The organism is Nonomuraea sp. NPDC049400 (genome assembly GCF_044466425.1).
Classification (GTDB): domain Bacteria; phylum Actinomycetota; class Actinomycetes; order Streptosporangiales; family Streptosporangiaceae; genus Nonomuraea.
The window spans coordinates 49,785-73,565 of sequence record NZ_JBITMP010000054.1 but is presented as its reverse complement, the minus strand read 5'-3'; the positions used below and the strand labels follow the sequence as shown (position 1 = coordinate 73,565).

The following is a 23,781-nucleotide window of genomic DNA, read 5'->3' as shown; positions in this document are numbered from 1 at the left end:
AACTGTGATCTTGGTCGACACTGTTCTAGCAGGGGCTCTGTTGCTGTTTCCGCCGATTTGACGACACCACGAAATCGCTAACTAAGTGGTCTTGGCTCTAGCTCGGAGGCGGGGGCCTGCTGACCATTCGGGGCCGAGATCCATGGCCAGTTCGTGCACTGCGGTCAGGCACCTCTCAATTCCGTGATAAGTGTTGACGTGTCTGGAGGTGACCATGAGCCAGGAAGATTCGTCGGGCTATCCGTACCAGCCCTATGGCGCGCCTTACGGCGAGCAGCCGCCCCCGCAGTACGGGTACGGGTACGGCTATCCGCCGCCGCGCAACGACGGGCCGAGCGCCAACGCGATCGTCTCACTCGTGCTCAACCTCCTCGCGGTCGTCTCGTGCTGCAACATCCTCGGTGTGCCCGGCGCGATCCTGGCTGGCCTGGCGATCGGCAGGAGCCGCACGGAGCCCGAGGCCGCGCGCTCGATGGTGATCTGGAGCTGGGTGCTGTTCGGGCTCGGCTTCGTGCTGACCGTCGGCATATTCCTCTTCCTGGGTCTGGCCGGCTACCTGGACGACTGAAGCCGAGGTCTGCCGTCCTTTGGGCGGCCGAAGGACTAATCCAGGCTCGCGGGTTGTTGGAGTCTCGGAGCGGGGGAGCCGGGATCAGGAGACGATGGTCCTGTTGCGCCAGGCCCCGTACGGAACCCACGGAGACATGCCAGTGAGCGATGGACCGCTGATCGTCCAGTCGGACAAGACACTGCTGCTCGAGGTCGACCACGAGCGGGCGGACGAGTGCCGCAAGGCGATCGCGCCGTTCGCCGAGCTCGAGCGCGCTCCAGAACACGTGCACACCTACCGCGTCACCCCCCTGGCGCTCTGGAACGCCCGCGCCGCCGGACACGACGCCGAGCAGGTCATCGACGCGCTGATCAGCTTCAGCCGCTACCCCGTGCCGCACGCGCTGCTGGTGGACATCGCCGAGACCATGGCCAGGTACGGCCGGCTGCGGCTGGAGAAGGACCCGGTCAACGGCCTGGTGCTGACCTCCACCGACCGGGCGGTGCTGGAGGAGGTGCTGCGCTCCAAGAAGATCCAGCCGATGCTGGGCGAGCGGCTCGGCGGCGACTCGGTCATCGTGCACCCGAGCGACCGCGGCAACGTCAAGCAGGCCCTGCTCAAGCTGGGCTGGCCGGCGGAGGACCTGGCCGGCTACGTGGACGGCGAGGCCCACCCGATCAAGCTGCAGCAGGAGGGCTGGGCGCTTCGGCCGTACCAGCGGGAGGCGGCGGACGCGTTCTGGAACGGCGGCTCCGGCGTGGTCGTGCTGCCCTGTGGCGCCGGCAAGACCATCGTCGGCGCGGCCGCCATGGCGCACGCGCAGGCCACCACGCTCATCCTGGTGACGAACACCGTCTCGGCCCACCAGTGGAAGACCGAGCTGCTCAAGCGCACCTCGCTGACCGAGGACGAGATCGGCGAGTACTCCGGCTCGAAGAAGGAGATCCGCCCGGTCACCATCGCCACGTACCAGGTGATGACGACCCGGCGGAAGGGAGTCTACTCGCACCTGGAGCTGTTCGACGCCCGCGACTGGGGCCTGATCGTCTATGACGAGGTGCACCTGCTGCCCGCGCCGATCTTCAGGATGACCGCCGACCTGCAGGCCCGCCGGCGCGTGGGACTGACCGCGACGCTGGTGCGCGAGGACGGGCGCGAGGGCGACGTGTTCTCGCTGATCGGGCCCAAGCGGTACGACGCGCCCTGGAAGGAGATGGAGAACCAGGGCTGGATCGCGCCCGCCGACTGCGTGGAGGTGCGCGTCACGCTGACGGACGAGGAGCGGCTGGCGTACGCGATGGCCGAGTCCGAGGAGCGCTACCGCTTCTGCGCCACCACGCCGTCCAAGACGCAGGTGACCGAGGCGCTGGTCCGCCGCCATCTGGGCGAGCAGGTGCTGGTCATCGGCCAGTACATCGACCAGCTCGACGAGCTCGGCGAGCACCTCAACGCGCCGGTCATCAAGGGCGAGACCCGGATCAAGGAGCGCGAGCGGCTCTATCAGGCGTTCCGCGACAAGGAGATCCAGGTGCTGGTGGTGTCGAAGGTGGCGAACTTCTCCATCGACCTGCCGGAGGCCGCCGTCGCGATCCAGGTGTCGGGCACGTTCGGCTCGCGCCAGGAGGAGGCCCAGCGGCTCGGACGGGTGCTGCGGCCCAAGGCCGACGGCGGGGGCGCCCGGTTCTACACGATCGTCAGCAGGGACACGGTGGACCAGGATTTCGCGGCGCACCGGCAGCGGTTCCTGGCCGAGCAGGGGTACGCGTACCAGATCATCGACGCCGACGACGTGTTCGGCGGGGTGTGATGCCCGGCCGCTCGCCTCGAGCGACCAGGCATGTTCAGCGTGGTGTCACGTCCACGAGACTCCGCGGGCCGAAGACAATCGAACCACCCCCCTCACCTGCGTACTATCACGCCGCCTGCGACATACCCCCATGATCCGACAAACCCACCTGATATGCCCGATTTTTTCGGTATTTCCAGTTAGTTGTCTATCGGGGGATTCGCTGCGGTGAGGCCCGAGCCGGTGCCTACCGCGCCATCAGTCCGCCCAGGAAGAGCACGCCCTCGGCGACGACCCAGGCGACCACGCCCGCGCCCATGATCCGCCCGAAGGTGCGCGGGTCGTTCCTGGACTGCGGGAGGAGCCAGGCGGCCGCCGTGCAGCCGGCGGCGAGCACGGCGAACAGCGCTGACACCGTGGAGACCGTACCAAGTCGCTGCGAGCACGTCGAAGCGGACTCGCCGCCCGCGCAGAACGCCTCCAGCCCCCAACCGGCGAACACCGACAACGCCCAGAGGGCGGCGAGCAGGAAGCTCGCGATCGTGGGAATGATCGGCGAAAAACGCAGCTGAATCCGCGCCACCACCCATCCTTACCCCGCCCGGCCGACCTCCAAGCGGCGGGTGGTGAGGTCGCGCCTCGCCGTCGACCGGCGCGACGTCCCGACACGCCCGCTGCCTGGAGGGCCAGCCGACGCGGCCGGTAAATGCTTTGGAAGCCGCCCAGCGTCGCCACTAGACTGGCCGATTCGCTGCCTTAACCACCTCCGTACACCACCCAGGGAGGCGCTTTCGCATGCCCGGACACCAGTTGGCCCCCGACATATTTCCCTCGGACGTCCTCGCCGCCGAACAGACGCACCTGGCCGAGTCCAGAGCCGCGCTCAAGGCCATGCGCGCACATGCCCAGTCGTTGTCCGCCGACGCGGCGGGTGACTGGGTCTCGCAGCAGATCCTCCAGGCCCTCCTCGACCAGCGCGTGGCGGCGCTCGCCGACCATCCGGACACGCCGCTGTTCTTCGGTCGCCTCGACCGCACCGCGGGAGACGACCTTCCCAGCACGATCTACGTCGGCCGCCGCCACGTGCACGACGGCCACAGCAAGCCCCTGGTCATCGACTGGCGCGCCCCGGTGTCGCGCGCGTTCTACCAGGCCAGCCCCACAGACCCCATGGGCGTCGTACGGCGGCGCCGCTTCGGATACCACGGCGGCGCGCTGACGGCGTTCGAGGACGAGCCGCTCGGCGACGGCGTCGAGATCGGCCCGTCGAAGATCCTCACCGAGGAGATCGAACGCCCCCGAACCGGCCCGATGCGCGACATCGTCGCCACGATCCAGCCGGACCAGGACGAGATCGTCCGCTCCACCCTGGCCCAGACGGTGTGCGTCCAGGGCGCCCCAGGCACGGGGAAGACCGCCGTGGGCCTGCACCGGGCGGCGTACCTGCTGTTCACCCACCGCGAGCGCCTCGCCAGGGCGGGCGTCATGATCGTCGGTCCCAACCGCGCCTTCCTCTCGTACATCTCCTCCGTGCTCCCCGCCCTCGGCGAGGTCAAGGTCGACCAGACCACCGTCGCCGGGCTGCTCGGCGAGCACGCGACGCCGGAGGACCCCATGGTGGCGGCGGTGAAGGGCGACGCCAGGATGGCGGCGGTGCTCGAGCGCGCGCTCTGGTTGCACATCGTGAAGCCCGAGGAGGGCGTGGTGTTCACCAAGGGTGCGTACCGCTACCGGGTGGCCGACTACGAGGTACGCGAGATCGTGGCCTCCCTGCGCGGCACCACGCGGTACAACCCGGGTCGCGCGGCGCTGGCCCAGCGGCTGGCTCATATGGTGCTCGTGCGAATGGAACAGCGCGGCGAATCACCCGACGACCGGGTTCAGGATGCGGTGGCCAGGTCGAAACCGGTGAAGCAGCTCGTGGATACGGTCTGGCCCAAACTAACGCCAGAACAGGTCCTTTATCGCCTGCTCTCCGACCCGGAATTCCTCACTGCTGCTTCCAAAAGAGCCACCAAATCCGATTTGTCGCCAGAAGAGCAAGAAATGCTTATTTGGCGGAAGCCGTACCGGAGCTGGAAGTCCGCCAAATGGTCGGCCGCGGACGCCGCACTCCTCGACGAGCTCCGCGACCTGATGGAACGCACTCCATCCCTGGGCCATTTGGTGGTGGACGAGGCCCAGGACCTTTCCGAGATGCAGCTGAGAGCGCTCGGCCGCCGCTGCCGCAACGGCTCGGCCACCGTCCTTGGCGACCTGGCCCAGGGCACGACCCCCTGGTCGACCAGCTCGTGGAAGTCGGTGCTCGAGCATCTGGGCCAGCGCGAGGGCGAGGTGACGGAGCTGACGCTCGGCTTCCGCGTGCCGCGGGAGGTCCTCGACTACGCCGCCCAGCTGCTCCCCTCCATCGCCCCCGACCTGGCCGCCCCCCGCTCGCTCCGCCCGGGCCTCGGCTCGCTCACGGTACGCCCCGGCGGCTCGGTCGCGGAGGCCGCCGCGGAGGCCCTGTCCAGAGAGGGCTCCATCGGCGTCATCGTCCCGGACGCGCTGATCAGCGACGTCTCCCGCGCGCTGGCCGAGCTGCCCCACGCCGTGCTGGACCCAGACTCCACCGAGGAGCACCGCCTCCTCATCGTCCCCGCGACCCTGGCCAAGGGCCTGGAGTACGACCACGTCATCGTCGTGGAGCCCGCGGACATCGTCGCGGCCGAGCCCCGAGGCCTGGCCAGGCTCTACGTCGTGCTGACCCGAGCGGTGACGTCACTCACGGTCCTGCACGACAAGCCCTTGCCCGCCGAGCTGACGGCCTAGGCACGGCGACAGGCGGATCACCTGACCGGCGGCGGACACGGCCGCTTCTAGGATGGCTGGGCAAGCAGCTCTCAACCTAGGAGGATGCCGTGCCGGCACCGCTTCCACACGAATACCTGCCGTCGGTCCCCGCGCTCGTGGTCGAGAGCGACGACATCCGGGACGGCGAGCGGCTGAGCGACCTCCACGTCTTCAACGACTGGGGCATGACGGGCCAGAACCAGTCGCCCCACCTCCGCTGGTCGGGCGCGCCTGCCGAGACCCGCGGCTACGCCGTCACCTGCTACGACCCCGACGCCCCCACGGGCAGCGGCTTCTGGCACTGGGTGCTGTTCGACCTCCCGGCCTCCGTGACCGAGCTGCCCGGTGGCGCGGGCACCGGCCCCGAGTTCAAGGGCCTGCCCGCCGGGGCGACCCACGCCCGCAACGACTACGGCAAGAAGGAGTACGGCGGCGCGGCCCCGCCTCCGGGCGTCCCGCACCGCTACGTCTTCACGGTCCACGCTCTGGGGGTCGACAAGCTGGGCGTGGACAGCGACGCCAGCCCGGCGGTGGTCGGCTTCAACATCACCGCCAACACCCTGGCCCGCGGCCACATCGTCCCCGTCTACGGCGTATGACCAGCGGATCTGTCCTGGAACGCACAAGGGCGGCCCGGGAAACCCCGGGCCGCCCTTCGTTCGAACGGCGAGAAGAGACCTAGAAGTCCATGTCGCCGCCGCCCGGCATGGCCGGAGCGGCAGGGGTCTTCTCGGGCTTCTCGGCGATGACGGCCTCGGTGGTGAGGAAGAGCGCCGCGATGGAAGCGGCGTTCTGCAGCGCCGAGCGCGTCACCTTGGCCGGGTCGAGGATGCCCGCCTCGAACATGTTGACGTACTCGCCCGAAGCGGCGTTCAGGCCCTCACCCGGGGTGAGGTTGCGAACGCGCTCCACCACGACGCCGCCCTCGAGACCGGCGTTGACCGCGATCTGCTTCAGCGGCTCCTCCAGGGCCTTGCGCACGATCGCCGCGCCCGTGGCCTCGTCACCGTTGAGCTCCAGCTTGTCGAACGCCTTGGCGCCGGCCTGCAGCAGCGCCACGCCACCGCCGGGCACGATGCCCTCCTCGACGGCCGCCTTCGCGTTGCGGACGGCGTCCTCGATGCGGTGCTTGCGCTCCTTCAGCTCGACCTCGGTCGCCGCGCCGGCCTTGATGACCGCCACGCCACCGGCCAGCTTGGCCAGGCGCTCCTGCAGCTTCTCACGGTCGTAGTCGGAGTCGGTGCGCTCGATCTCGGCGCGGATCTCGTTGACCCGTCCGGCGATCTGCTCGGCGTCACCGGCGCCGTCGACGATCGTGGTCTCGTCCTTGGTCACCACGACCTTACGGGCGCGGCCCAGCAGGTCGAGGGTGGCGTTCTCGAGCTTGAGACCGACCTCCTCGGCGATGACCTGGCCACCGGTGAGGATGGCGATGTCGTTCAGCATGGCCTTGCGGCGGTCGCCGAAGCCCGGAGCCTTGACGGCCACGGAGCGGAACAGGCCGCGGATCTTGTTGACGACCAGGGTCGCCAGGGCCTCGCCCTCGATGTCCTCGGCGATGATCAGCAGCGGCTTGCCCGACTGGACGACCTTGTCGAGCAGCGGCAGCAGGTCCTTGTTGGCCGAGACCTTGCTGTTGACGATCAGGATGTACGGGTCCTCGAGCACGGCCTCCATGCGGTCCGAGTCGGTGACGAAGTACATCGACGTCATGCCCTTGTCGAAGCGCATGCCCTCGGTGAGCTCGAGCTCGAGGCCGAAGGTGTTGCTCTCCTCGACGGTGATGACGCCTTCCTTGCCGACCTTGTCCATCGCCTCGGCGATGAGCGAGCCGATCTCGGGGTCGGCGGCGGAGATGGAGGCGGTGGAGGCGATCTGCTCCTTGGTCTCCACGTCCTTGGCCAGCTTGGAGAGCTCCTCGCTGACGCGCTCGACGGCGGCCTCGATGCCCTTCTTCAGGGCCATCGGGTTGGCGCCGGCGGCGACGTTGCGCAGACCCTCACGCACCAGCGCCTGGGCGAGCACGGTGGCGGTCGTGGTGCCGTCGCCCGCGACGTCGTCGGTCTTCTTGGCGACTTCCTTGACCAGCTCGGCGCCGATCTTCTCCCAAGGGTCCTCGAGCTCGATCTCCTTGGCGATGGACACACCGTCGTTGGTGATCGTGGGAGCGCCCCACTTCTTCTCCAGCACGACGTTGCGGCCCTTGGGACCCAAGGTCACCTTGACGGCGTCGGCGAGCTGGTTCATACCGCGCTCGAGACCGCGCCGGGCGTCCTCGTCAAACGCGATCATCTTGGCTGCCATAAGGCTAGACCTCCCAGATGCAGGGTGGCTTGTCGTGGACCGAGCCGACGCCCGCGACGGCATGGGTCAGCGTCTCCTTCGGCAGACCCCATCGTCCCGATCCGAATCGCTGGCACTCTGATGTATCGAGTGCCAACGAACTGTTTAGCACTCTACCCTGCCGAGTGCAAGCGAGAACCCTCCTACCGGGTGTTTCCTCCCAGGTCACTTGCGAGGGAGCTGCCGTCGCCTGGAGGAGCGGCGGGAGCGTAGCGACCAGAGCGGGGGAAGGCGACGGCATCGAGGGCGACCGAGCCCGCCTCACGGAGTGAGGCCATAAGCAGGGAGCTGCCGTCGCCTGGAGGAGCGGCGGGAGCGTAGCGACCAGAGCGGGGGAAGGCGACGGCATCGAGAGCGACCGAGCCCGCCTCCACGGAGTGGAGGCCATCAGCAGGGAGCGGCGGAGTACGGCGAGCCAGCCCCATGCGGCTCGCCGCACCCGAGTCGACGAAAGAGAGGTGGCAGGTTCGCCCGGACTGCGCTGCCGCGCGATCCTGCCGGTGCATACCAGTGGGGCGCGTCAGACCGCGCGAACGGCCTCTGCCTGGGGACCCTTCTGGCCCTGCGTGATCTCGAACTCGACGCGCTGCCCCTGTTCGAGAGCTCTGTACCCGTCCATCAGTATCGCTGAGTAATGGACGAATACATCCTTACCACCGTCTACCGCGATGAAGCCGTAGCCCTTGTCCGCGTTGAACCACTTGACGGTGCCCTGCGCCACTTCCGACTCCTCTTACTGGGCCCACAGATCTCGCCCATTCCTCCGCGAGACCCGTAATCGCCTGACTTAAGGGAAAATCAGCCAGACGATCGCCCTCGACCATACCTGTGGCACGGGGTTTGGCAACAGAGTCAATCCACAAATAACGCATTTCTCCGGATGGCCGGTCGTTCATACGCGCATTTGGCCTGGAAAAGCAGAAGGCGCCCACTAGGGGCGCCTTCATCCGAGACTGTGATCCATGGCACTCAGCCGCCGGCGACCGCCGGGATGATAGAGATCTGAGTGCCCTCAGGTGCTGGAGTGTCGAGCCCGTCGGCGAAACGGACGTCCTCTTCCCCAACGTAAACGTTGACGAAACGACGAATCTTGCCCGATTCATCCAGAATTCTCGCGCCGATCCCCGGGTAGTCGGAGTCGAGCTTGGCGAGGACGTCACGAAGAGTCGCGCCTTCGCCACTGACTTCCGCGTTGCCCCCGGTGTACGTGCGCAGAATGGTGGGAATCCGCACAGTAACGCTCATGGTTAAACTCGCCTTTCCTGGTTGTCAGACAGCCGCGCGGAACGCGTCGAGGGAGGGCCGGATCACGGCCGTGGGCTTGGCGTCGTCGCTGATCGCGTCGAGCGTCTTGAGTCCGTCGCCGGTGTTGAGCACCACGGTCTCGGCCTCGGGATCGAGCCGACCACTCTCGGCCAGCTTCTTCAGCACGCCCACGGTCACCCCGCCCGCGGTCTCGGCGAAGACGCCCTCGGTCGAGGCCAGCAGCTTGATCGCGGCCACGATCTCGGCGTCGGAGACGTCCTCGACGGCCCCTCCGGTGCGCCGGGCGATGTCCAGCACGTAAGGCCCGTCGGCCGGGTTGCCGATGGCCAGCGACTTGGCGATGGTGTCGGGCTTGACCGGCTGCACGACGTCGTGCCCCGCCTTGTACGCGGTGGAGACCGGCGAGCACCCGGCCGCCTGCGCCCCGAAGATCTTGTACGGCGTGTCCTCGACCAGGCCGAGCTGCACCAGCTCGCGGAAGCCCTTGTCAATCTTGGTGAGCTGCGAACCCGAGGCGATGGGGATGACGATCTGCTGGGGCAGCCGCCAGCCGAGCTGCTCGGCGATCTCGTACGCGAGCGTCTTGGAGCCCTCGGCGTAGTACGGCCGCAGGTTGACGTTGACGAATCCCCACTTGTCGCCGAGCGGGTCGCCGATCAGCTCGGAGCAGAACCGGTTGACCTCGTCATACGTGCCGGTGATCCCGATGAGCTTGCCGCCGAACACCCGGGCCATGGCGATCTTCGCCGCTTCGAGGTCGGCCGGGATGAACACGCACGCCTCGAGCCCTGCCCGCGCCGCCGCGGCGGTGACCGCACCCGCGAGATTGCCGGTGGAGGAGCAGGAAAGCGTGTGGAAGCCGAAGTTACGCGCCGCCTCGACGGCGATGGCGACCACGCGGTCCTTGAATGAATGAGTGGGGTTGCCGGAGTCGTCCTTCACGTACAGGGACTTGAGACCGAGCTTGCGCCCGAGGTTTCCGGCCTTGACCAGTTTGGTCCAACCCGGGTTCATGTTGGGTTTACTGGCGACGTCCACAGGAACCGGGAGCAAGGACCGGTAACGCCAGATGTTGGCGGGACCCGACTCGATGTCCGCACGGGTCACGGTGCCGAAGGAATAGGCCGCCTCGAGCGGCCCGAAACACTCCAGGCACGCGAAGCTGGGACCGAGGGGGTAACGCGTGCCGCATTCGCGGCAGGACAGAGCGACTGCAGGACCAAAGTCGAGCGACATGAAGCGAGGCCTTCCCTCATCTTCGCCTGCGGCCACCTTGACCGCAGACCGGAATTGGCACCTTGTCCCGGTCGGCCTCGCCAGGTCGCGAGCCTCAAGCCGGGAGGGTTGCCGGGGCTTCGCAGGGCCGGTCCCTCCACCCCTCTGGATGAGCAATATTCAGTTGTTGAAATGGACTCTACCTGCCCAGGGGCCCTAAATGGGCACTCGTCTCAGCAGGTGAGATGCGGCGTCTCAACGATAGTCGTCGCCCAGCACTCCCTGCACGTATTTGCGCGCCTGGTGAATGCGCGACTTGGCGGTGCCGAGCGGGATGCCGAGCTGCTCGGCGACTTCGTTGTAGTCGAGCTGGACGATGTCGCGCAGCACCAGCGCCTGCGCCAGGTCGGGCTTGTCGGCCTCCAGCGCCTCCATGGCGTCGAGCAGGTCGAGCCGCGAGCCGGCGATCACGCTCACCCGCCGCACGTCGGGCTTCTGCACGGGCAGCTCGTCGGAGCTCTGCTCGGCCGCCCTGCGCTTGAGCGACCTGTACGTGGTGCGCGCGCAGTTGGCCGTCACGATGTGGAGCCAGGTGCTGAACCTCGCCCTGCCCTCGAACCGCCCGATGTTGCGCGCCACGGCCAGCAACGTGTCCTGCGAGGCCTCCTCGGCGTCCTGGTGGTAGGGCAGGATCCGGGCGCAGTGACGCATCACATCGGGCTCGATCCGCGCCAGAAGCTCGCCAAGTGCGCGATGATCTCCTCCAGCGGCGGAGCGGGCGAGTTCCTCGGTTAGCTCATCAAGCGCCATAGCTGGGATCCTATGGGCGAAGGGAGCTCAGATGAACAGCGTCCTGGTGGCCTCCAACAGAGGACCGGTCTCGTTCACCGTCTCCGACGACGGCGAGCTGACCATGAAGCGCGGTGGCGGCGGTCTGGTGTCGGGGCTGTCCGGGGTGGCCAAGAAGGACGGCGTCCTGTGGGTGTGCGCGGCGCTGTCCGACGGCGACCGCAGCGCCGTCCGCCTGGCGCCCGGCGGCAGGATCGACCAGGCCGGCTACGACACGGGCCCGCTGCGCATGCTGGACATTCCGCCCGCCACCTTCCACCGGGCCTACAACGCGGTGGCCAACTCCACCCTGTGGTTCGTCAACCACCTGCTCTACGACATCCCCAACTCGCCCAACTTCGGCACGAGGTTCGAGCGGGAGTGGGAGTCGTACCGCGACTACAACGGCGCGTTCGCGCTGGCGCTGGCCGAGGAGGCCGGCCACGGCGCCCGTGTGATGGTGCAGGACTACCATCTGACGCTGACCCCGGCGATGCTCCGCGCCGAGCGGCCCGATCTGCGCATCGCGCACTTCAGCCACACCCCGTGGGCGCCCCCCGAGTACTTCTCGCTGCTGCCCGACGAAGTGGCCGGAGAGGTCCTGGAAGGCATCCTGGGCGCCGATCACGCCGGGTTCCTCACCGACCGGTGGGCGCAGGCGTTCATGGACTGCTGCGAGGCGCTGCTGGGCGCGGAGGCCGACCGGGCCGGCCGCAGCGTCACCCACGGGGGCAGGACCACCCGCATCGGCGTGCACAGCCTGGGCGTGGACGGCGAGGCGCTGTGGGAGCGGGCCTGCGAGCCCGACGTCGAGTCGCACATGGCCGCGCTCAGGGAGCAGGTGGGCGACCGGCGGCTGATCGTCCGCATCGACCGCACCGAGCTGTCGAAGAACATCGTGCGCGGCCTGGTGGCCTACCGCGAGTTCCTCGACGCGCACCCCGAGTGGCACGGGAAGGTGGTGCATCTGGCGTTCGCGTACCCGAGCCGGCACGACCTGCCCGAATATCGCGAGTACACCGCGTCGGTGCAGCGCTGCGCCCAGCAGATCGAGGACGACTACGCCACCGAGGACTGGGACCCGCTGATCCTCAACGTCAACGACGACTACCCGCGCTCGCTGGCCGCCTACCGGCTGGCCGACGTGCTGCTGGTCAACCCCATCCGCGACGGGATGAACCTGGTCGCCAAGGAGGGCCCGATCCTGTCGCCGCGCTGCGCGCTGGTGCTCTCACGCGAGGCGGGCGCGGCGGCCGAGCTGGGCCCGCACGCGCTCGTGGTCAACCCGTACGACATCAGCGGCACGGCCGCCGCGCTGCACAAGGCGCTCGTCATGCCGGAGGACGAGCGCCGGATGCGCCGCGACAAGCTGCACGCGGCGGCCACCGCCCTGCCGCCGCAGAAGTGGCTCGCGGCCCAGCTCGACGCCCTCGCCGAGATCTAGGGCGGTCCTCAGCTCCAGTCGGCGTTCTTGAGCGCGGCGGCCAGCCCCGGCGTGTTCCACTGGTCGACGACGAGGATCTTCGTCTTCGGGAGAAACCACTCGCGCTGCACGTACCGGGACTTCACCTTGCCGTTCGAATAGCTGACGCAGCGGAACGCCCACTCGCGGTAGGCCGCCTTGTGGCCGGGGCCCATTTGCCGCAGGCCCTTGACCTCGGCCCCACCCGGGGTCTGGCCCCACTTGCGGTTGTGCGGGCACAGCTGCACATCGGTCGCCGGGTAGAAGGGCTCGGCCCCGGTGTAGGGCCTGAAGAGCTCGTCGCCCTGCTTGATGGCCTTGGGGCCGAGCACCCAGAAGCTGTCGCATTCGGGGGTGCCGTACCCGCTCTTCGGGTTCCTGCACTTGCCGGTGACCACCCGGGTCCAGTCGGGGTCGACCCGATAGACCTTCCACTCGATCGGGAGATAGATCGTCAGGCCGCCTCTGAGCTTGAGCGGCTGCGCGGGCGCGGCGCTCGCGGGCGAGGGGACGGCGAGGAGGGTGGCCGCGGCCACAGCCGCGGCGGCGAGGTATCGCTTGAACATGCGCCCGACCCTAGAGTTCGGGACTTGCAGACCAATCACGAACGGCTGAAAGCCGATGCAAGCTCTTGCAGCAGCGCCACGACGCCGTCGGGCCCCTCCACCACGATGTCGGCCTGCTCGGCCAGGGCGGTGACCTCGGCTGAGCCGCTGCACACGGTCACGCCGGGCAGCCCGGAGGCGCGGACGGCCGCGAACGCGGTCAGGTCGCCCAGGTCGTCGCCGACGAACATGACGGACCTCGCGGCCCGCTCGGCCAGGAACAGGCTGAGCGCCTGCCCCTTGTCCATGCCGGGGGGCCGCAGCTCCAGCACGAGGCGCCCCGGCTCGACCACCAGGCCGTGCTTCTCGGCCAGCTTGGCCAGCGGCTCGCGCAGCTTGGCGAGCGCGCCCCCGGGGTCGGCACTGCGCCTGGTGTGCACGGCCACGGCCCGGCCCTTGTCCTCGACGGTCACGCCCTCCAGGCCGAGCGTGTCGAGCAGCAGCGGCAGCTCGGCCTCGGCCCGCGGCACGCCCGGAGGGGGCGGCGGACCGGAGATCCGGCCGCCCTCCCAGCGCTCGAAGCCGTAGTGCCCGAGCACGACCAGCCCGGGCACGTCGGCGAGGCCCGGCCCGAGCTCCAGCGCGGTGGCCGGCGGCCTGCCGGTCACGATGGCCACCGCCAGGACGTGGGCGCCCAGCTCGGCGAGCACTTCGGGGGCCTTCGGGTGGATCACGGCCTTGGTGGGGTCGGGCACGATCGGCGACAGGGTCCCGTCGAAGTCGAGCCCGATCACGGCGCCGGCCGGATCGCTCAAGATCGCTTCCATTCCAGGGATGTTCCTCACGCGGCTGCCGTACCCAGCCGGTCAGGGACGCATGCCGAGCCTTCTGGCCGCACGGTCACGCTGGCGGGTGGACCGTAACCTGCGCAGCCTCTTGACCAGCATGGGATCGTGCTCAAGCGCCTCCGGCCTGTCGATCAACTCGCCGAGCAACTGGTAGTAGCGCGTGGCGGAGAACCCGAAGCTCTCCTTGATGGCCTGCTCCTTCGCGCCCGCGTAGCGCCACCACTGGCGCTCGAAGGCGAGGAGCTCGATATCGCGTTGTGACAGTGGTTGGCGGGACGGTTCCTGGGCAGCATTGTCACCGCTGAGCGGTGCTCCCATGGTGTCCTCCTCGAAAGGGGCGTGGGCCGATGCGCGCAGGCGGCCCGTCCCAATCGTAATGTGCCCAGTGCGGCTGTTCACGGCGGATCGGGCGACGTACAGTCACGAAATGTGACCTCAGTCATCACACTCCTCACCGACTACGGGCTCGAAGACGGCTATGTTGCAGCGTGTCACGGAGTGATCGCCGGAATCGCCCCAGAGGCGCGGGTGATCGACGTGTGTCACCTGATCCCCTCGGGAGACGTACGGCGCGGTGCGGCGGTTCTCGCCCAGACCATCCCCTACCTCCCCCAGGGCATCCACATCGGCGCGGTCGATCCCAGCGCGGGCGGCGCCAGACGCGCGGTCGCCGTCGAGGCGGGCGGCCGGGTGTTCATCGGCCCGGACAACGGGCTGCTGTCGTGGGCGGTGCACGCCAGCGGCGGTGCCGAGGCCGCGTACGAGATCAGCAACGAGGAGCACTTCCTGCGGCCGGTCTCCCCGACCTTCCCCGGGCGAGACGTGTTCTCACCGGTCGCCGGGCGGCTGTTCGGCGGGCTGAGAACCGCCGACCTGGGGCCCGAGGTGCCGGTCGGCCGGCTGGTCTCGTTGCCCAACCCGACGTCGCTGCTGCGTGAGGGCTCGGTGGAGGGCGAGGTCGTCTCGGTCGACCGCTACGGCAACACCCAGCTCTCGATCGCGGTCGGCGACCTGCACGCGCTGGGCGTGCGGGTGGGCGACACGCTCGGGGTGTGGCTGGGCCGGCGGCAGCTCGCGCTGCCGTACCGGGAGACGTTCGCGGCGGTGCCGCCGGGCGAGCTGGTGGCGTTCGCGGACGCGGCGGGGCTGATCGCGATCGCGGTCAATTCCGGTGACGCGGCGCAGCGGCTGGGGCTCCCGCCTGGAGCGCATGTCCGACTTTCTCCCACTTCTTAGGTATGAGCTTCACAGATCGGAAATTACTCCGCGTATCGGTCTGTTCACCAAATGACCTCCAGTCGCATGCCAGAATGCACACGCGGGCATCCTCCCCCTCCCGAGATCTCCCGCTTGAGGTCGACGTGTACCAGCTGTCCGTTGTGCCGGAGCCGCCGGTGTCAGAGCGCTGGCGCGCCCGATGAGCAGGCTCCTCGTCCCCGTCCTGGTGGCCGCGCTGGTGGTCGGGATCGCCCCGGCGAGCGCCTCGGACGACGTGAGCTTCGACGACGTGGGCGAGGCCGCGCGGGCCGGGCAGTGGCAGCTCGCCGCGATGCGGCTGCCCGAGGCGTGGCGGTCGAGCAGGGGCGAGGGCGTGGTCGTGGCCGTGCTCGACACCGGCGTGAACTCCCGCCACCCCGACCTGCGGGGCGCCGTGGTCCAGGGCCCCGACCTGACCGGTGCCGCCAAGGGCCTGTGGGGGTGGCACGGGACCGCCATGGCCAGCCTGATCGCCGGGCGCGGGCACGGCGACGAGCGCAAGGGCGGCGTCATCGGGGTGGCCCCCGCGGCCAAGGTGCTGTCCGTCAGGGTCACGCTGGAGAACGGCGACCCGCTGCGCGTGCAGCAGCGCTCCGGCGGGCACGACGCGCTGGCCAGGGGCATCCGGTACGCGGTCGACCACGGCGCCGACGTGATCAGCATGTCGCTGGGCGGCGGCAGCGGCGCATGGGAGGGCTCGGCGTCGGAGGAGGAGGCCGTCCAGTACGCGATCGACAAGGGGGCGGTGCTGGTGGCCTCGTCGGGCAATGACGGCGAGTCGGCCAACCGGAAGAACTTCCCCGCCGCCTACCCCGGGGTGATCGCCGTGGGAGCGGTGGACCGGTCGCTGGACGTGGCCAGGTTCTCCAACCGCCAGGACTACCTCTCGGTGGTCGCCCCCGGCACGGAGATCGTCACAGCCGACGGGGACGACTCGTACGTGATGAGCGACGGCACCAGCTCGGCGGCGGCCATGGTGGCGGGCATCGCGGCCCTGATCAAGTCGGCGCATCCGGACATGTCGCCCTACAACGTGCGGACGGCCATCGAGCTCGGCACCCGCAAGCGGCCCACGGACGGCCACAGCCCCGCCTACGGGCACGGGGTGGCCGACGCGCTGCTCGCCCTGCGGGAGGCCGACCGCCTGGACGTGCCCGCGCCACGCCTCGCAGGCCCGGGACCGTACTCCGGCAACGGGCCACCACCCGTTTCCAGAGGGCCGGTGGTGGCGGGCATGGTGGTACTGGTGGCGGCGATGTCGGCACACGTGCTCGTACGCCATCGCAAACGCCGCAGGTGACCCTCGGAGAGACCCTCCCAACCTAGCAAGCGCTTGTGCGATACTCCGGGCTATGACGTTTGCGATCGAGGGCTGGTTCGCCATCGACGAGGACGGCGTCTTCCTGCTGGGCACCAGGTGCGCCACCTGCGGAACCGTCTGCTTCCCGCCCCGCGGCGCCCTCTGCCCCAATCCGCGCTGCGACGGGACGTCGATGGAGTCGGTCCGGCTCCCCCGTCGCGGGAGGGTGTGGTCGTACACGAACGCCTGTTACCCGCCCCCCGCGCCCTACGTCGCGGCGGAGCCGTACGTGCCGGTGACGCTGGCCGCGGTGGAGCTGGACGAGGTGGGGATCGTGGTGCTCGGGCAGGTCAAGGGCCTCACGGCGGCGCAGCTCGAGGTGGGCATGGAGCTGGAGCTCACCTCCGGGCCGCTGGCCGACGGGCCGCTGGTGTGGATGTGGGGGCGGGCCTCATGAGTGTCGTGGTGTTGGGCGTCGGGATGCATCCGTGGGGGAAGTGGGGCCGCCCCTTCCTGGAGTACGGAGTGGCGGCGGCCCGCGCTGCCCTGAGCGACGCCGGGGTGGCGTGGACCGACGTGGAGTTCGTGGTCGGGGCGGACACGATCAGGAACGGCTACCCGGGCTTCATCGCGGGCGCCTCGTACGCCCAGGCGCTGGGCTGGTCGGGCGCCAGGGTCGCCTCCTGCTACGCGGCCTGCGCCTCGGGCGCCCAGGCCGTCGACATCGCCCGTACGCGCATCCTGGCGGGCCTGTGCGACGTGGCGCTGGTGGTGGGGGCGGACTCGGCCCCGAAGGGCTTCTTCAAACCGGTCGGCGGTGACCGCCCTGACGACCCGGACTGGCAGCGTTTCCGGCTGCTGGGCGCCACGAACCCCGCATATTTCGCCCTGTACGCCCGCAGGCGCATGGCCCTGTACGGCTCGACCCCCGCCGACTTCGCGGCCGTCAAGGTCAAGAACTCGCTGGCCGGATCGCTCAACCCCATGGCCCGCTACCGCAAGCCCGTCACCGCCGAGGAGGTGCTGGCCTCCCCCATGGTCGCCGACCCGTTGCGCCTCATGGACATCTGCGCCACCTCGGACGGGGGCGCGGCGGTGGTCCTGGCCTCCGACTCCTACGCGCGGCGGCGGGGCCTGCCCGGCTCGGTACGCGTGGCCGCCGTGTCCACCGTCACCCCCACCTTCCCCAACACGGTCCTGGAGCTGCCGAACTTCGCCACCGACTCCTGTGCCGCCGTACCCGCCCCTGAGAGGCCCTTCAGAGCCGCGATCGCGCACGCGGCATACGAGGAGGCGGGGATCGGGCCGCAGGACGTCTCCCTGGCGGAGGTGTACGACCTTTCCACGGCGCTGGAGCTGGACTGGATGGAGGACCTCGGCCTGTGCCCGCCAGGCGAGGCGGCCAAGCTCCTGCACGACGGCGAGACGGGGCCGGGCGGCCGGATCCCGGTCAACCCCTCGGGCGGCCTGGCCTCCTTCGGCGAGGCGATCCCCGCCCAGGCGATCGCCCAGCTCTGCGAGCTCACCCTGCAGCTGCGGGGCGTGGCGGGCGCGCGCCAGGTCGCCGGCGCCCGCGTCGGCCTCGCCGCCAACCAGGGCCTCTTCGGCCACGGCTCCGCCCTGATCGCCACCACGTGACGCGAAGGCCCTCCGAGGAGAGCTCCTCGGAGGGCCTTCGGCGCGCAGTGGGTCAGCCCGCGTGCACCACGTCGTGCGTCTCCGCGAAGTGGCAGGCGCTCTCGTGCCCGGTCCCCGGCCGCACCTGCAGCAGGGGCTCCTCCTCGGCGCAGATCTCCTGCGCCTTCCAGCACCGGGTGCGGAAGCGGCACCCCGACGGCGGGTTGGCCGGGGACGGCGGGTCGCCCTGCAGGATGATCCGCTCCCGCTGCTCCCGCCCCTCCGGGTCCGGCACGGGCACCGCCGACAGCAGCGCCTGCGTGTACGGATGCGCCGGCTTGTCGTAGATCTCGGTGTCCTTGCCGAGCTCCACGAACTTGCCCAGGTACATCACGCCCACCCGGTCGGAGATGTGGCGCACCACCGACAGGTCGTGGGCGATGAAGATGTACGCCAGGTTGAACTCGTTCTGCAGCCGCTCGAGCAGGTTGATCACCTGCGCCTGGATGGACACGTCCAGGGCGGACACCGGCTCGTCACAGACGATGATCTCCGGCTGGAGCGCCAGCCCTCGGGCGATGCCGATGCGCTGCCGCTGCCCTCCGGAGAACTGGTGCGGGTAACGGTTGATGTGGTCGGGGTTGAGGCCGACCACCTCCAGCAGCTCCTGCACCTTCTTGCGGCGGTCGCCCCGGGGCGCCACCTCGGTGTGGATCTCGTACGGCTCGCCGATGATGTCGCCGACGGTCATCCGGGGGTTCAGCGAGGTGTACGGGTCCTGCATCACCATCTGGATGTTGCGGCGCATCCGCTTGAGCTCGCCGCCCTTGGCCTTGCCGATGTCGCGGCCGTTGATCAGCACCGAGCCGGAGGTGGGCCGCTCCAGCGCCATCAGCACCTTGGCGAGGGTGGACTTGCCGCAGCCCGACTCGCCGACGACGCCCAGCGTCTCGCCCTTGTGCAGGTCGAACGACACCCCGTCGACGGCCTTGATCGCGCCGATCTGCCGCTTGAAGATGATGCCCTGGGTCAGCGGGAAGTGCTTGACCAGTTCCCGCACCTCGAGGATGCGCTCACCGATCGCCATCGAGGACCTCCCTCCAGTAGTGGCACGCGCTGCCTCGGGTGCCGCTGATCTCGTGGAGCGGGGGGCTGTCGGTCACGCAGTTGTCCTGCCGGTACGGGCACCGGGGATGGAACGCGCAACCGGTCGGCAGGTCGAGCAGGTTGGGCGGCAGGCCCTTGATCGCGTACAGGTCCTGGCCCTTGAGGTCGACCCGGGGGATCGACTCGAGCAGGCCCTTCGTGTACGGGTGGGCGGGCGCCCTGTAGATGTCGCGCACGGGGGCGTTCTCCACGATGCGCCCCGCGTACATGACGGCGATCTTGTCGGCCACGTCGGCCACGACGCCGAGGTCGTGCGTGATCAGGATCAGGCCCATCTGGCTCTCGCGCTGCAACTCGGCCAGCAGCTCCATGATCTGCGCCTGGACGGTCACGTCGAGCGCCGTGGTCGGCTCGTCCGCGATCAGCACCTCGGGGTCCAGCGCGATCGACATCGCGATCATGATGCGCTGCCGCATGCCCCCGGAGAACTGGTGCGGATAGTCGTTCACGCGCTGCTTGGCGGCCGGGATGCGCACCCGGTCCATCAGCTCGACGGCCTTCTTCATGGCGTCGCCCTTGGACATGCCCCGGTGCACCCGGAACATCTCGCTGATCTGCCAGCCCACGGTGAACACCGGGTTGAGCGCGGAGAGCGCGTCCTGGAAGATCATCGCGATGCGCTGGCCGCGCACCTGCGTGCGCGCCTCCTCCGACAGCCTGAGCAGGTCCGTGCCCCTGAAGCGGATCTCCCCCTTGGGGATGACCGCCGGCGGCACGTCCAGGATGCCCATGATCGCCTGAGCGGTCACGGACTTGCCCGAACCCGACTCGCCCAGCACGGCGAGCGTCTCACCGGGGGCGACCGTGTAGCTCACGCCGTTCACCGCGCGGACGACCCCCTGGCGTGTGCGGAACTCCACATGCAGGTTGTCGACCGCGAGCAGTGGCTCGTCGCCCAGCACTCGCTCGGCGGGCCCACTAGGCAACACGTCTGCAGACGTCTTCTTCACTGGATCCCCCCTTCTACCTGAGCTTCGGATCGAGAGCGTCGCGTACGGCGTCGCCCATCATGATGAAGGCGAGCACCGTGATGCTGAGGAACACGGCCGGGAACACCAGCGGCAACGGCGCCTCCAGGAACCTGTTCCGCGCGTCGGCGATCATGAGGCCCCAGGAGATGTCCGGCGACTGCACGCCGACACCCAGGAACGACAGCGCGGCCTCGGCCGCGATGAAGCCACCCAGGTTGATCGTGGCCACGACGATGACCGGGGCCAGCGAGTTGGGCAGCAGGTGGCGGAACATGATCCGCCCCGCTCCCGCTCCCAGCGCCTTGGCCGCGACCACGAAGTCCTGGCTCTTCGCGGTGATCACGGCCGCCCGCATGATGCGGAACGTCATCGGCCAGCCGAGCACCGCCAGCGCGAGGATGACCAGCACGATGCTGTTGGCCCGGCCGCGGAAGGTGGCGGCGATGAGCAGCGCGCCGAGAATCGGGGGGATGGCGAAGAAGATCTCGGTGACCCGCGACGACACCGTGTCGACCACGCCGCTGCGGTAGCCGGCCACGATGCCGAGCAGGCCGCCGATCAGCGCGGTGATGATCGTGGTGAACACGCCGATGATGATGGAGTTGCGCGCGCCGTAGATCGTCCTGGCGTAGACGTCGCAGCCCAGGCTGTCCCGCCCGAACAGGTGGCCGGCGCTGGGCGCCTGCCTCGCCGTGGCCAGGTCGCAGGTCCTGGCGTTGTACGGGTCGATCGAGGTGAACAGCGACGGCCAGAACGACATGACCAGCAGGATCAGGATGATGATCACCGACACGATGAACATCGGCCGGCGTCTGAGGTCGTACCAGGCGTCGGTCCACAGGCTGGCCGGCTTGCCCTCCTTGGCCTTCTTGCCGTGTCGCGGGCTCGCCGGGGCGGCCCCCGTGTCGCTGACCAGAGTCTGCGTCTCCGGGAGTCCGGGCCCCACTGGTGGGGTTGGGTTACTCATAGCGGATCCTCGGGTCGAGCACGGCGTACAACAAGTCGACGACCAGGTTGGCCAGGATGTAGATCAGCACCAGGACGGTGACGATGCCCACCACGACCGGTTGTTCTCGCAAGTAGACCGAATTGAAGAGCTGATTCCCGATCCCTTGGAGATTGAAGATCGTTTCTGTGATGACCGCGCCGCCCATCAGGTTACCGAGGTCGGCACCGAGATAGGTGACCAGCGGGATCAGCGCGTTACGCAACCCGTGTCTGCCGATGACGCGGCGTCTCGACAGGCCCTTGGCCGTGGCCGTGCGGATGTAGTCCGCTCTCAGCGTCTCCACCAGGCTGGTCCTGGTGAGCCTGGTCAGATACGCGATGGAGGTGCCCGCGAGCACGAAGCCGGGCAGCAGGTAGCTGCGGAAGCCCGCGAACGTGCCCGCCACGGGGAAGATGTCCGCCCCCGTCCACTGCTTGAGCTTCACGCCCAGGATGAGCTGGAGCACGAACCCGGTCACCAGCGTGGGCACCGAGATCAGCAGCAGCGTGGAGGCGAGGATGGCGGTGTCGGTGGCCTTGCCACGGCGCAGCGCCGCCCACAGCCCCAGCCCGACGCCGATGATCGCCTCCATGACGAGGGCGGTCAGGGCGAGGTTCAGGGTGACCTGGAACTTGCCGGCCATGATCTGGGACACGGGGATGTCGGCGAAATTCACGCCGAAGTCACCGCGGAAGAGCACGCCGCTGATGTAATACCAGTACTGCAGCAGCAGCGGATCGTTGAGGTGATACTGCTCGCGCAGGACCTCGGCCACCGCGGGGTCCGGGCGCTTGTCTCCGAAGAGCGCCGCGACGGGATCCCCGGGCAGCGCGAAGACGATCATGAATATGAGTAGGGTGGCGCCGAGCAGGACGGGTATCGCCTGGATCAGACGCCTGATGACATAACGGCCCATTGAAGCCCTCCGGTACATGGCTTGGAGGCAGCCACCGGAGCCCGTGATTCACCCGGCTCGGGTGGCTGCCTCCAAGCTCAGCCCTCCGACGGGTGGGCGGCTTTCGCCGCCCACCTCGCGAATGACGTCAGGCCTTCTCTATGTCAGCCCATTCAACCTGGTTGAGCAGGTTGAGCTTGACATTCTTGACCTTGGTGGAGTGCCCGAAGTTGCTCCGGTAGAAGTAAACCGGGATGTACGGGAGGTCCTTGATCAGGATGTCGTCGGCCTGCTGGTAGAACTTCAGGCCCTCGGCGGGGTCGGACGCCTGGTCACCCTTGGCCACCAGCTCGTCGAACTCCTTGTTGGAGTAGCCACCGTAGTTCGAACCGGTGCCGATGGAACCGGTGCCGAAGATCGGGGTCAGGTAGTTCTCGGCCGACGGGTAGTCGATGGACCAGCCCATACGGAACAGGCCCTTGTACTCCTTGGCGTCCAGAGCGTCCAGGATGCCCTGGAACTTCTCGAACGGCTTCGGCGTGACCTCGATGCCCAGGTTGGCGCGGAGGTTGTTGGCGACCGCCTCGATCCACTCCTTGTGGCCGCCGTCGGCGTTGTAGCCCAGCTCGATGGTCTTGGGGCCCTTGGCCGCGTCGTACAGCTTCTTGGCCTCGGCCGGGTTGTACGTGCACGAGGTGCACGCGCCCTGGCGGTAGCCGGGGATGGCCGGGTTGATGAAGTCGTCGGCGGGCGCGCGGGTGCCGGAGAAGACCGTCTCGGTGATGGTCTTCCTGTCGATGGCCATCGAGATGGCCTTGCGGACGTCCGCGTTCTTGAAGTCCGGGTTGTACTTCAGCGGCACGCCGATGTAGCCGATGGCGGCGTCGGGCTCGTCGAAGTAGCGGTCGCCCAGCGCGGCCTTGGCGCTGGCGATCGCCGAGGCGGGCAGCGAGTCGTCGACGTCGAGGTTCTCGGCCTGGAGGTCGTTGTACGCGGTCTCGGCGCTGGTGTAGATCTTGAACTGGAGCTTCTTCCAGTTCTTCGGCTTCGCACCCGGGAACTTGTCGTAGACCGTCATGTCGATGGTCTGGTCGGTGCCCTTCTTGTAGGGCTTGTCCAGCTTGAACGCGCCCTGGCCGATCGGCTGCTCGCCGTAGGCCTGGGTCACCTTGCCGTCGGGGCCGAAGGCCGCCTTCGGCATCGGGTAGAACGCGGTGTAGCCGAGCATGGTCTTGAACTGCGAGAACGGCGCCGAGAGCGTGACCTCGAGCGTGAGGTCGTCGACGACCTTGAGACCCTTCATCTCCTTGGCCGTCGGCGTCTTGCCCTCACCCGGGTGCACGTCGGCGTAGCCGTCGATGCGACCGAAGAAGTAGGACGCGCTCATGGCGTTGTCCTGGTTGGCGGCGAAGTTCCACGCGCGGGCGTAGTCCGCGGCGGTCACCGGCGTGCCGTCGTGCCACGTGTAGCCGGACTTGAGCTTGATCGTCCAGACCTTGCTGTCCGACGTGGTGATCGACTCGGCTGCTTCCTCGACTGGCTGCTTGTTGGCGTCGTAGCCCACGAGCGGCGAGAACACTGCGGCGAGGACCTCGGAGCCCTCGGTCTCCGACGTGTTCGGCGGAACCAGAAGCTCCTGGGGCTCACCGACTTCCATGCGGACCGGCGTCTCGCCGCCGCCCGCGGCAGTGCCGCCACTGTCAGAGCCACCGCCGCCACACGCGGCAACCGCGAGGGCGAGCAGCGCGGTACCGGCGACGATCTGTGCGCCCTTAGTAACACGCATGGTGAAAGAATTCCTCCCTCTACAGATGGGCGTAAGCGCTGAGCTGCGGTGATCGTGAGCAGCCTGACGGGGGGTCCTGGTATCCCCCCGGGTTTGGCTGACATGGTCAAACCAGCCGACGCCCT

At 68.8% G+C, this 23,781-nt stretch carries 23 protein-coding genes and 1 riboswitch; of the genes, 9 read left to right on the top strand and 14 right to left on the bottom strand.

The window, feature by feature from the left end; genetic code table 11:
* Nucleotides 1-214: 214 nt before the first annotated feature.
* Both ACIBVN_RS49470 and ACIBVN_RS49465 read left to right on the top strand, forming a co-directional pair.
* Nucleotides 215-568: a hypothetical protein gene (locus ACIBVN_RS49470; protein ID WP_397147939.1), complete on the top strand. Its 354-nt coding sequence runs from the start codon at nucleotides 215-217 to the stop codon at nucleotides 566-568.
* A gap of 136 nt (nucleotides 569-704) precedes the next feature.
* Complete coding sequence (locus ACIBVN_RS49465) at nucleotides 705-2,357, top strand: DNA repair helicase XPB (protein ID WP_397147937.1); 1,653 nt, start codon at nucleotides 705-707, stop codon at nucleotides 2,355-2,357.
* Nucleotides 2,358-2,583: 226 nt separating this feature from the next.
* Here the strand turns inward: ACIBVN_RS49465 and ACIBVN_RS49460 are convergent, their stop codons facing one another.
* Nucleotides 2,584-2,919, bottom strand: a complete 336-nt coding sequence (locus tag ACIBVN_RS49460) for a hypothetical protein (RefSeq protein WP_397147935.1) — start codon at nucleotides 2,917-2,919, stop codon at nucleotides 2,584-2,586.
* 212 nt (nucleotides 2,920-3,131) lie between these two features.
* Here ACIBVN_RS49460 and ACIBVN_RS49455 point away from each other — a divergent pair, with 212 nt between their 5' ends.
* Complete coding sequence (locus ACIBVN_RS49455) at nucleotides 3,132-5,147, top strand: HelD family protein (protein WP_397147933.1); 2,016 nt, start codon at nucleotides 3,132-3,134, stop codon at nucleotides 5,145-5,147.
* Nucleotides 5,148-5,236: 89 nt separating this feature from the next.
* Nucleotides 5,237-5,767, top strand: a complete 531-nt coding sequence (locus tag ACIBVN_RS49450; RefSeq protein WP_397147931.1) for a YbhB/YbcL family Raf kinase inhibitor-like protein — start codon at nucleotides 5,237-5,239, stop codon at nucleotides 5,765-5,767.
* 79 nt (nucleotides 5,768-5,846) lie between these two features.
* On the opposite strand, the gene groL is transcribed toward ACIBVN_RS49450, so the two are convergent.
* The 5 genes from groL to ACIBVN_RS49425 form a co-directional block, all read right to left on the bottom strand.
* Entirely contained in the window at nucleotides 5,847-7,472 is a 1,626-nt protein-coding gene (groL, locus tag ACIBVN_RS49445) for a chaperonin GroEL (protein ID WP_345001424.1), read from the bottom strand.
* A gap of 559 nt (nucleotides 7,473-8,031) precedes the next feature.
* Entirely contained in the window at nucleotides 8,032-8,232 is a 201-nt protein-coding gene (locus tag ACIBVN_RS49440; RefSeq protein ID WP_238503559.1) for a cold-shock protein, read from the bottom strand.
* Between the two features lie 248 nt (nucleotides 8,233-8,480).
* The gene (locus ACIBVN_RS49435; RefSeq protein WP_349449073.1) at nucleotides 8,481-8,756 is read right to left on the bottom strand and encodes a MoaD/ThiS family protein; all 276 of its coding nucleotides are present in this window, start codon (nucleotides 8,754-8,756) and stop codon (nucleotides 8,481-8,483) included.
* Between the two features lie 24 nt (nucleotides 8,757-8,780).
* Nucleotides 8,781-10,013: a threonine synthase gene (gene thrC, locus ACIBVN_RS49430; RefSeq protein WP_397147928.1), complete on the bottom strand. Its 1,233-nt coding sequence runs from the start codon at nucleotides 10,011-10,013 to the stop codon at nucleotides 8,781-8,783.
* Nucleotides 10,014-10,026: 13 nt separating this feature from the next.
* A riboswitch (SAM riboswitch) is annotated at nucleotides 10,027-10,168 on the bottom strand.
* Between the two features lie 79 nt (nucleotides 10,169-10,247).
* A complete protein-coding gene (locus ACIBVN_RS49425) occupies nucleotides 10,248-10,802 on the bottom strand; it encodes an RNA polymerase sigma factor (protein ID WP_397147926.1) in 555 nt (184 codons plus the stop codon).
* A gap of 31 nt (nucleotides 10,803-10,833) precedes the next feature.
* Between ACIBVN_RS49425 and ACIBVN_RS49420 the strand changes: the two genes are divergently transcribed.
* Nucleotides 10,834-12,264 carry a trehalose-6-phosphate synthase gene (locus tag ACIBVN_RS49420; protein WP_397147924.1) on the top strand — a complete coding sequence of 477 codons (1,431 nt, stop codon included), beginning with the start codon at nucleotides 10,834-10,836 and terminating at the stop codon, nucleotides 12,262-12,264.
* An 8-nt stretch (nucleotides 12,265-12,272) separates the two neighbouring features.
* Here ACIBVN_RS49420 and ACIBVN_RS49415 read toward each other — a convergent pair whose 3' ends face one another.
* The 3 genes from ACIBVN_RS49415 to ACIBVN_RS49405 are packed head-to-tail and all read right to left on the bottom strand — an operon-like array spanning nucleotide 12,273 to nucleotide 13,993.
* The gene (locus ACIBVN_RS49415) at nucleotides 12,273-12,848 is read right to left on the bottom strand and encodes a hypothetical protein (RefSeq protein ID WP_397147922.1); all 576 of its coding nucleotides are present in this window, start codon (nucleotides 12,846-12,848) and stop codon (nucleotides 12,273-12,275) included.
* A gap of 35 nt (nucleotides 12,849-12,883) precedes the next feature.
* Nucleotides 12,884-13,654 carry a trehalose-phosphatase gene (gene otsB, locus ACIBVN_RS49410; RefSeq protein ID WP_397147920.1) on the bottom strand — a complete coding sequence of 257 codons (771 nt, stop codon included), beginning with the start codon at nucleotides 13,652-13,654 and terminating at the stop codon, nucleotides 12,884-12,886.
* Between the two features lie 39 nt (nucleotides 13,655-13,693).
* Complete coding sequence (locus ACIBVN_RS49405; RefSeq protein ID WP_397147918.1) at nucleotides 13,694-13,993, bottom strand: DUF3263 domain-containing protein; 300 nt, start codon at nucleotides 13,991-13,993, stop codon at nucleotides 13,694-13,696.
* 111 nt (nucleotides 13,994-14,104) lie between these two features.
* Here ACIBVN_RS49405 and ACIBVN_RS49400 point away from each other — a divergent pair, with 111 nt between their 5' ends.
* The 4 genes from ACIBVN_RS49400 (at nucleotide 14,105) to ACIBVN_RS49385 (ending at nucleotide 17,870) form a co-directional block, all read left to right on the top strand.
* Nucleotides 14,105-14,911, top strand: a complete 807-nt coding sequence (locus tag ACIBVN_RS49400) for an S-adenosyl-l-methionine hydroxide adenosyltransferase family protein (RefSeq protein WP_397147916.1) — start codon at nucleotides 14,105-14,107, stop codon at nucleotides 14,909-14,911.
* Nucleotides 14,912-15,092: 181 nt separating this feature from the next.
* Nucleotides 15,093-16,232 (top strand): S8 family serine peptidase, encoded by a 1,140-nt coding sequence (locus ACIBVN_RS49395; RefSeq protein WP_397147914.1) that lies wholly within the window; start codon nucleotides 15,093-15,095, stop codon nucleotides 16,230-16,232.
* A 52-nt stretch (nucleotides 16,233-16,284) separates the two neighbouring features.
* Nucleotides 16,285-16,689: a Zn-ribbon domain-containing OB-fold protein gene (locus tag ACIBVN_RS49390; protein WP_397147912.1), complete on the top strand. Its 405-nt coding sequence runs from the start codon at nucleotides 16,285-16,287 to the stop codon at nucleotides 16,687-16,689.
* Entirely contained in the window at nucleotides 16,686-17,870 is a 1,185-nt protein-coding gene (locus ACIBVN_RS49385) for a lipid-transfer protein (protein WP_397147910.1), read from the top strand. Before ACIBVN_RS49390 ends, ACIBVN_RS49385 begins: the two co-directional genes overlap by 4 nt.
* Before the next feature lie 52 nt (nucleotides 17,871-17,922).
* Here the strand turns inward: ACIBVN_RS49385 and ACIBVN_RS49380 are convergent, their stop codons facing one another.
* The 5 genes from ACIBVN_RS49380 to ACIBVN_RS49360 form a co-directional block, all read right to left on the bottom strand.
* The gene (locus ACIBVN_RS49380) at nucleotides 17,923-18,936 is read right to left on the bottom strand and encodes an ABC transporter ATP-binding protein (RefSeq protein WP_397147908.1); all 1,014 of its coding nucleotides are present in this window, start codon (nucleotides 18,934-18,936) and stop codon (nucleotides 17,923-17,925) included.
* Nucleotides 18,923-19,966, bottom strand: a complete 1,044-nt coding sequence (locus ACIBVN_RS49375) for an ABC transporter ATP-binding protein (RefSeq protein ID WP_397147906.1) — start codon at nucleotides 19,964-19,966, stop codon at nucleotides 18,923-18,925. The genes ACIBVN_RS49380 and ACIBVN_RS49375 overlap by 14 nt, the downstream gene beginning before the upstream one ends.
* A gap of 13 nt (nucleotides 19,967-19,979) precedes the next feature.
* Nucleotides 19,980-20,954 (bottom strand): ABC transporter permease, encoded by a 975-nt coding sequence (locus tag ACIBVN_RS49370; RefSeq protein WP_397147904.1) that lies wholly within the window; start codon nucleotides 20,952-20,954, stop codon nucleotides 19,980-19,982.
* Nucleotides 20,947-21,891 (bottom strand): ABC transporter permease, encoded by a 945-nt coding sequence (locus ACIBVN_RS49365; RefSeq protein ID WP_397147902.1) that lies wholly within the window; start codon nucleotides 21,889-21,891, stop codon nucleotides 20,947-20,949. Before ACIBVN_RS49365 ends, ACIBVN_RS49370 begins: the two co-directional genes overlap by 8 nt.
* Nucleotides 21,892-22,018: 127 nt before the next feature.
* Nucleotides 22,019-23,656 carry an ABC transporter substrate-binding protein gene (locus ACIBVN_RS49360; RefSeq protein ID WP_397147900.1) on the bottom strand — a complete coding sequence of 546 codons (1,638 nt, stop codon included), beginning with the start codon at nucleotides 23,654-23,656 and terminating at the stop codon, nucleotides 22,019-22,021.
* Between the last annotated feature and the right edge of the window lie 125 nt (nucleotides 23,657-23,781).

What these genes read in the sequence shown, in the direction of transcription:
- ACIBVN_RS49435 (WP_349449073.1), bottom strand. Translation starts at nt 8,756, where the DNA reads ATGAGCGTTACTGTGCGGATTCCCACCATTCTGCGCACGTACACCGGG.
- otsB (WP_397147920.1), bottom strand. Translation starts at nt 13,654, where the DNA reads ATGGAAGCGATCTTGAGCGATCCGGCCGGCGCCGTGATCGGGCTCGAC.
- ACIBVN_RS49385 (WP_397147910.1), top strand. Translation starts at nt 16,686, where the DNA reads ATGAGTGTCGTGGTGTTGGGCGTCGGGATGCATCCGTGGGGGAAGTGG.
- ACIBVN_RS49370 (WP_397147904.1), bottom strand. Translation starts at nt 20,954, where the DNA reads ATGAGTAACCCAACCCCACCAGTGGGGCCCGGACTCCCGGAGACGCAG.
- ACIBVN_RS49425 (WP_397147926.1), bottom strand. Translation starts at nt 10,802, where the DNA reads ATGGCGCTTGATGAGCTAACCGAGGAACTCGCCCGCTCCGCCGCTGGA.
- ACIBVN_RS49405 (WP_397147918.1), bottom strand. Translation starts at nt 13,993, where the DNA reads ATGGGAGCACCGCTCAGCGGTGACAATGCTGCCCAGGAACCGTCCCGC.
- ACIBVN_RS49360 (WP_397147900.1), bottom strand. Translation starts at nt 23,656, where the DNA reads ATGCGTGTTACTAAGGGCGCACAGATCGTCGCCGGTACCGCGCTGCTC.
- ACIBVN_RS49395 (WP_397147914.1), top strand. Translation starts at nt 15,093, where the DNA reads ATGAGCAGGCTCCTCGTCCCCGTCCTGGTGGCCGCGCTGGTGGTCGGG.
- ACIBVN_RS49390 (WP_397147912.1), top strand. Translation starts at nt 16,285, where the DNA reads ATGACGTTTGCGATCGAGGGCTGGTTCGCCATCGACGAGGACGGCGTC.
- ACIBVN_RS49380 (WP_397147908.1), bottom strand. Translation starts at nt 18,936, where the DNA reads ATGGCGATCGGTGAGCGCATCCTCGAGGTGCGGGAACTGGTCAAGCAC.
- ACIBVN_RS49420 (WP_397147924.1), top strand. Translation starts at nt 10,834, where the DNA reads ATGAACAGCGTCCTGGTGGCCTCCAACAGAGGACCGGTCTCGTTCACC.
- ACIBVN_RS49470 (WP_397147939.1), top strand. Translation starts at nt 215, where the DNA reads ATGAGCCAGGAAGATTCGTCGGGCTATCCGTACCAGCCCTATGGCGCG.
- ACIBVN_RS49365 (WP_397147902.1), bottom strand. Translation starts at nt 21,891, where the DNA reads ATGGGCCGTTATGTCATCAGGCGTCTGATCCAGGCGATACCCGTCCTG.
- ACIBVN_RS49455 (WP_397147933.1), top strand. Translation starts at nt 3,132, where the DNA reads ATGCCCGGACACCAGTTGGCCCCCGACATATTTCCCTCGGACGTCCTC.
- groL (WP_345001424.1), bottom strand. Translation starts at nt 7,472, where the DNA reads ATGGCAGCCAAGATGATCGCGTTTGACGAGGACGCCCGGCGCGGTCTC.
- thrC (WP_397147928.1), bottom strand. Translation starts at nt 10,013, where the DNA reads ATGTCGCTCGACTTTGGTCCTGCAGTCGCTCTGTCCTGCCGCGAATGC.
- ACIBVN_RS49415 (WP_397147922.1), bottom strand. Translation starts at nt 12,848, where the DNA reads ATGTTCAAGCGATACCTCGCCGCCGCGGCTGTGGCCGCGGCCACCCTC.
- ACIBVN_RS49465 (WP_397147937.1), top strand. Translation starts at nt 705, where the DNA reads ATGCCAGTGAGCGATGGACCGCTGATCGTCCAGTCGGACAAGACACTG.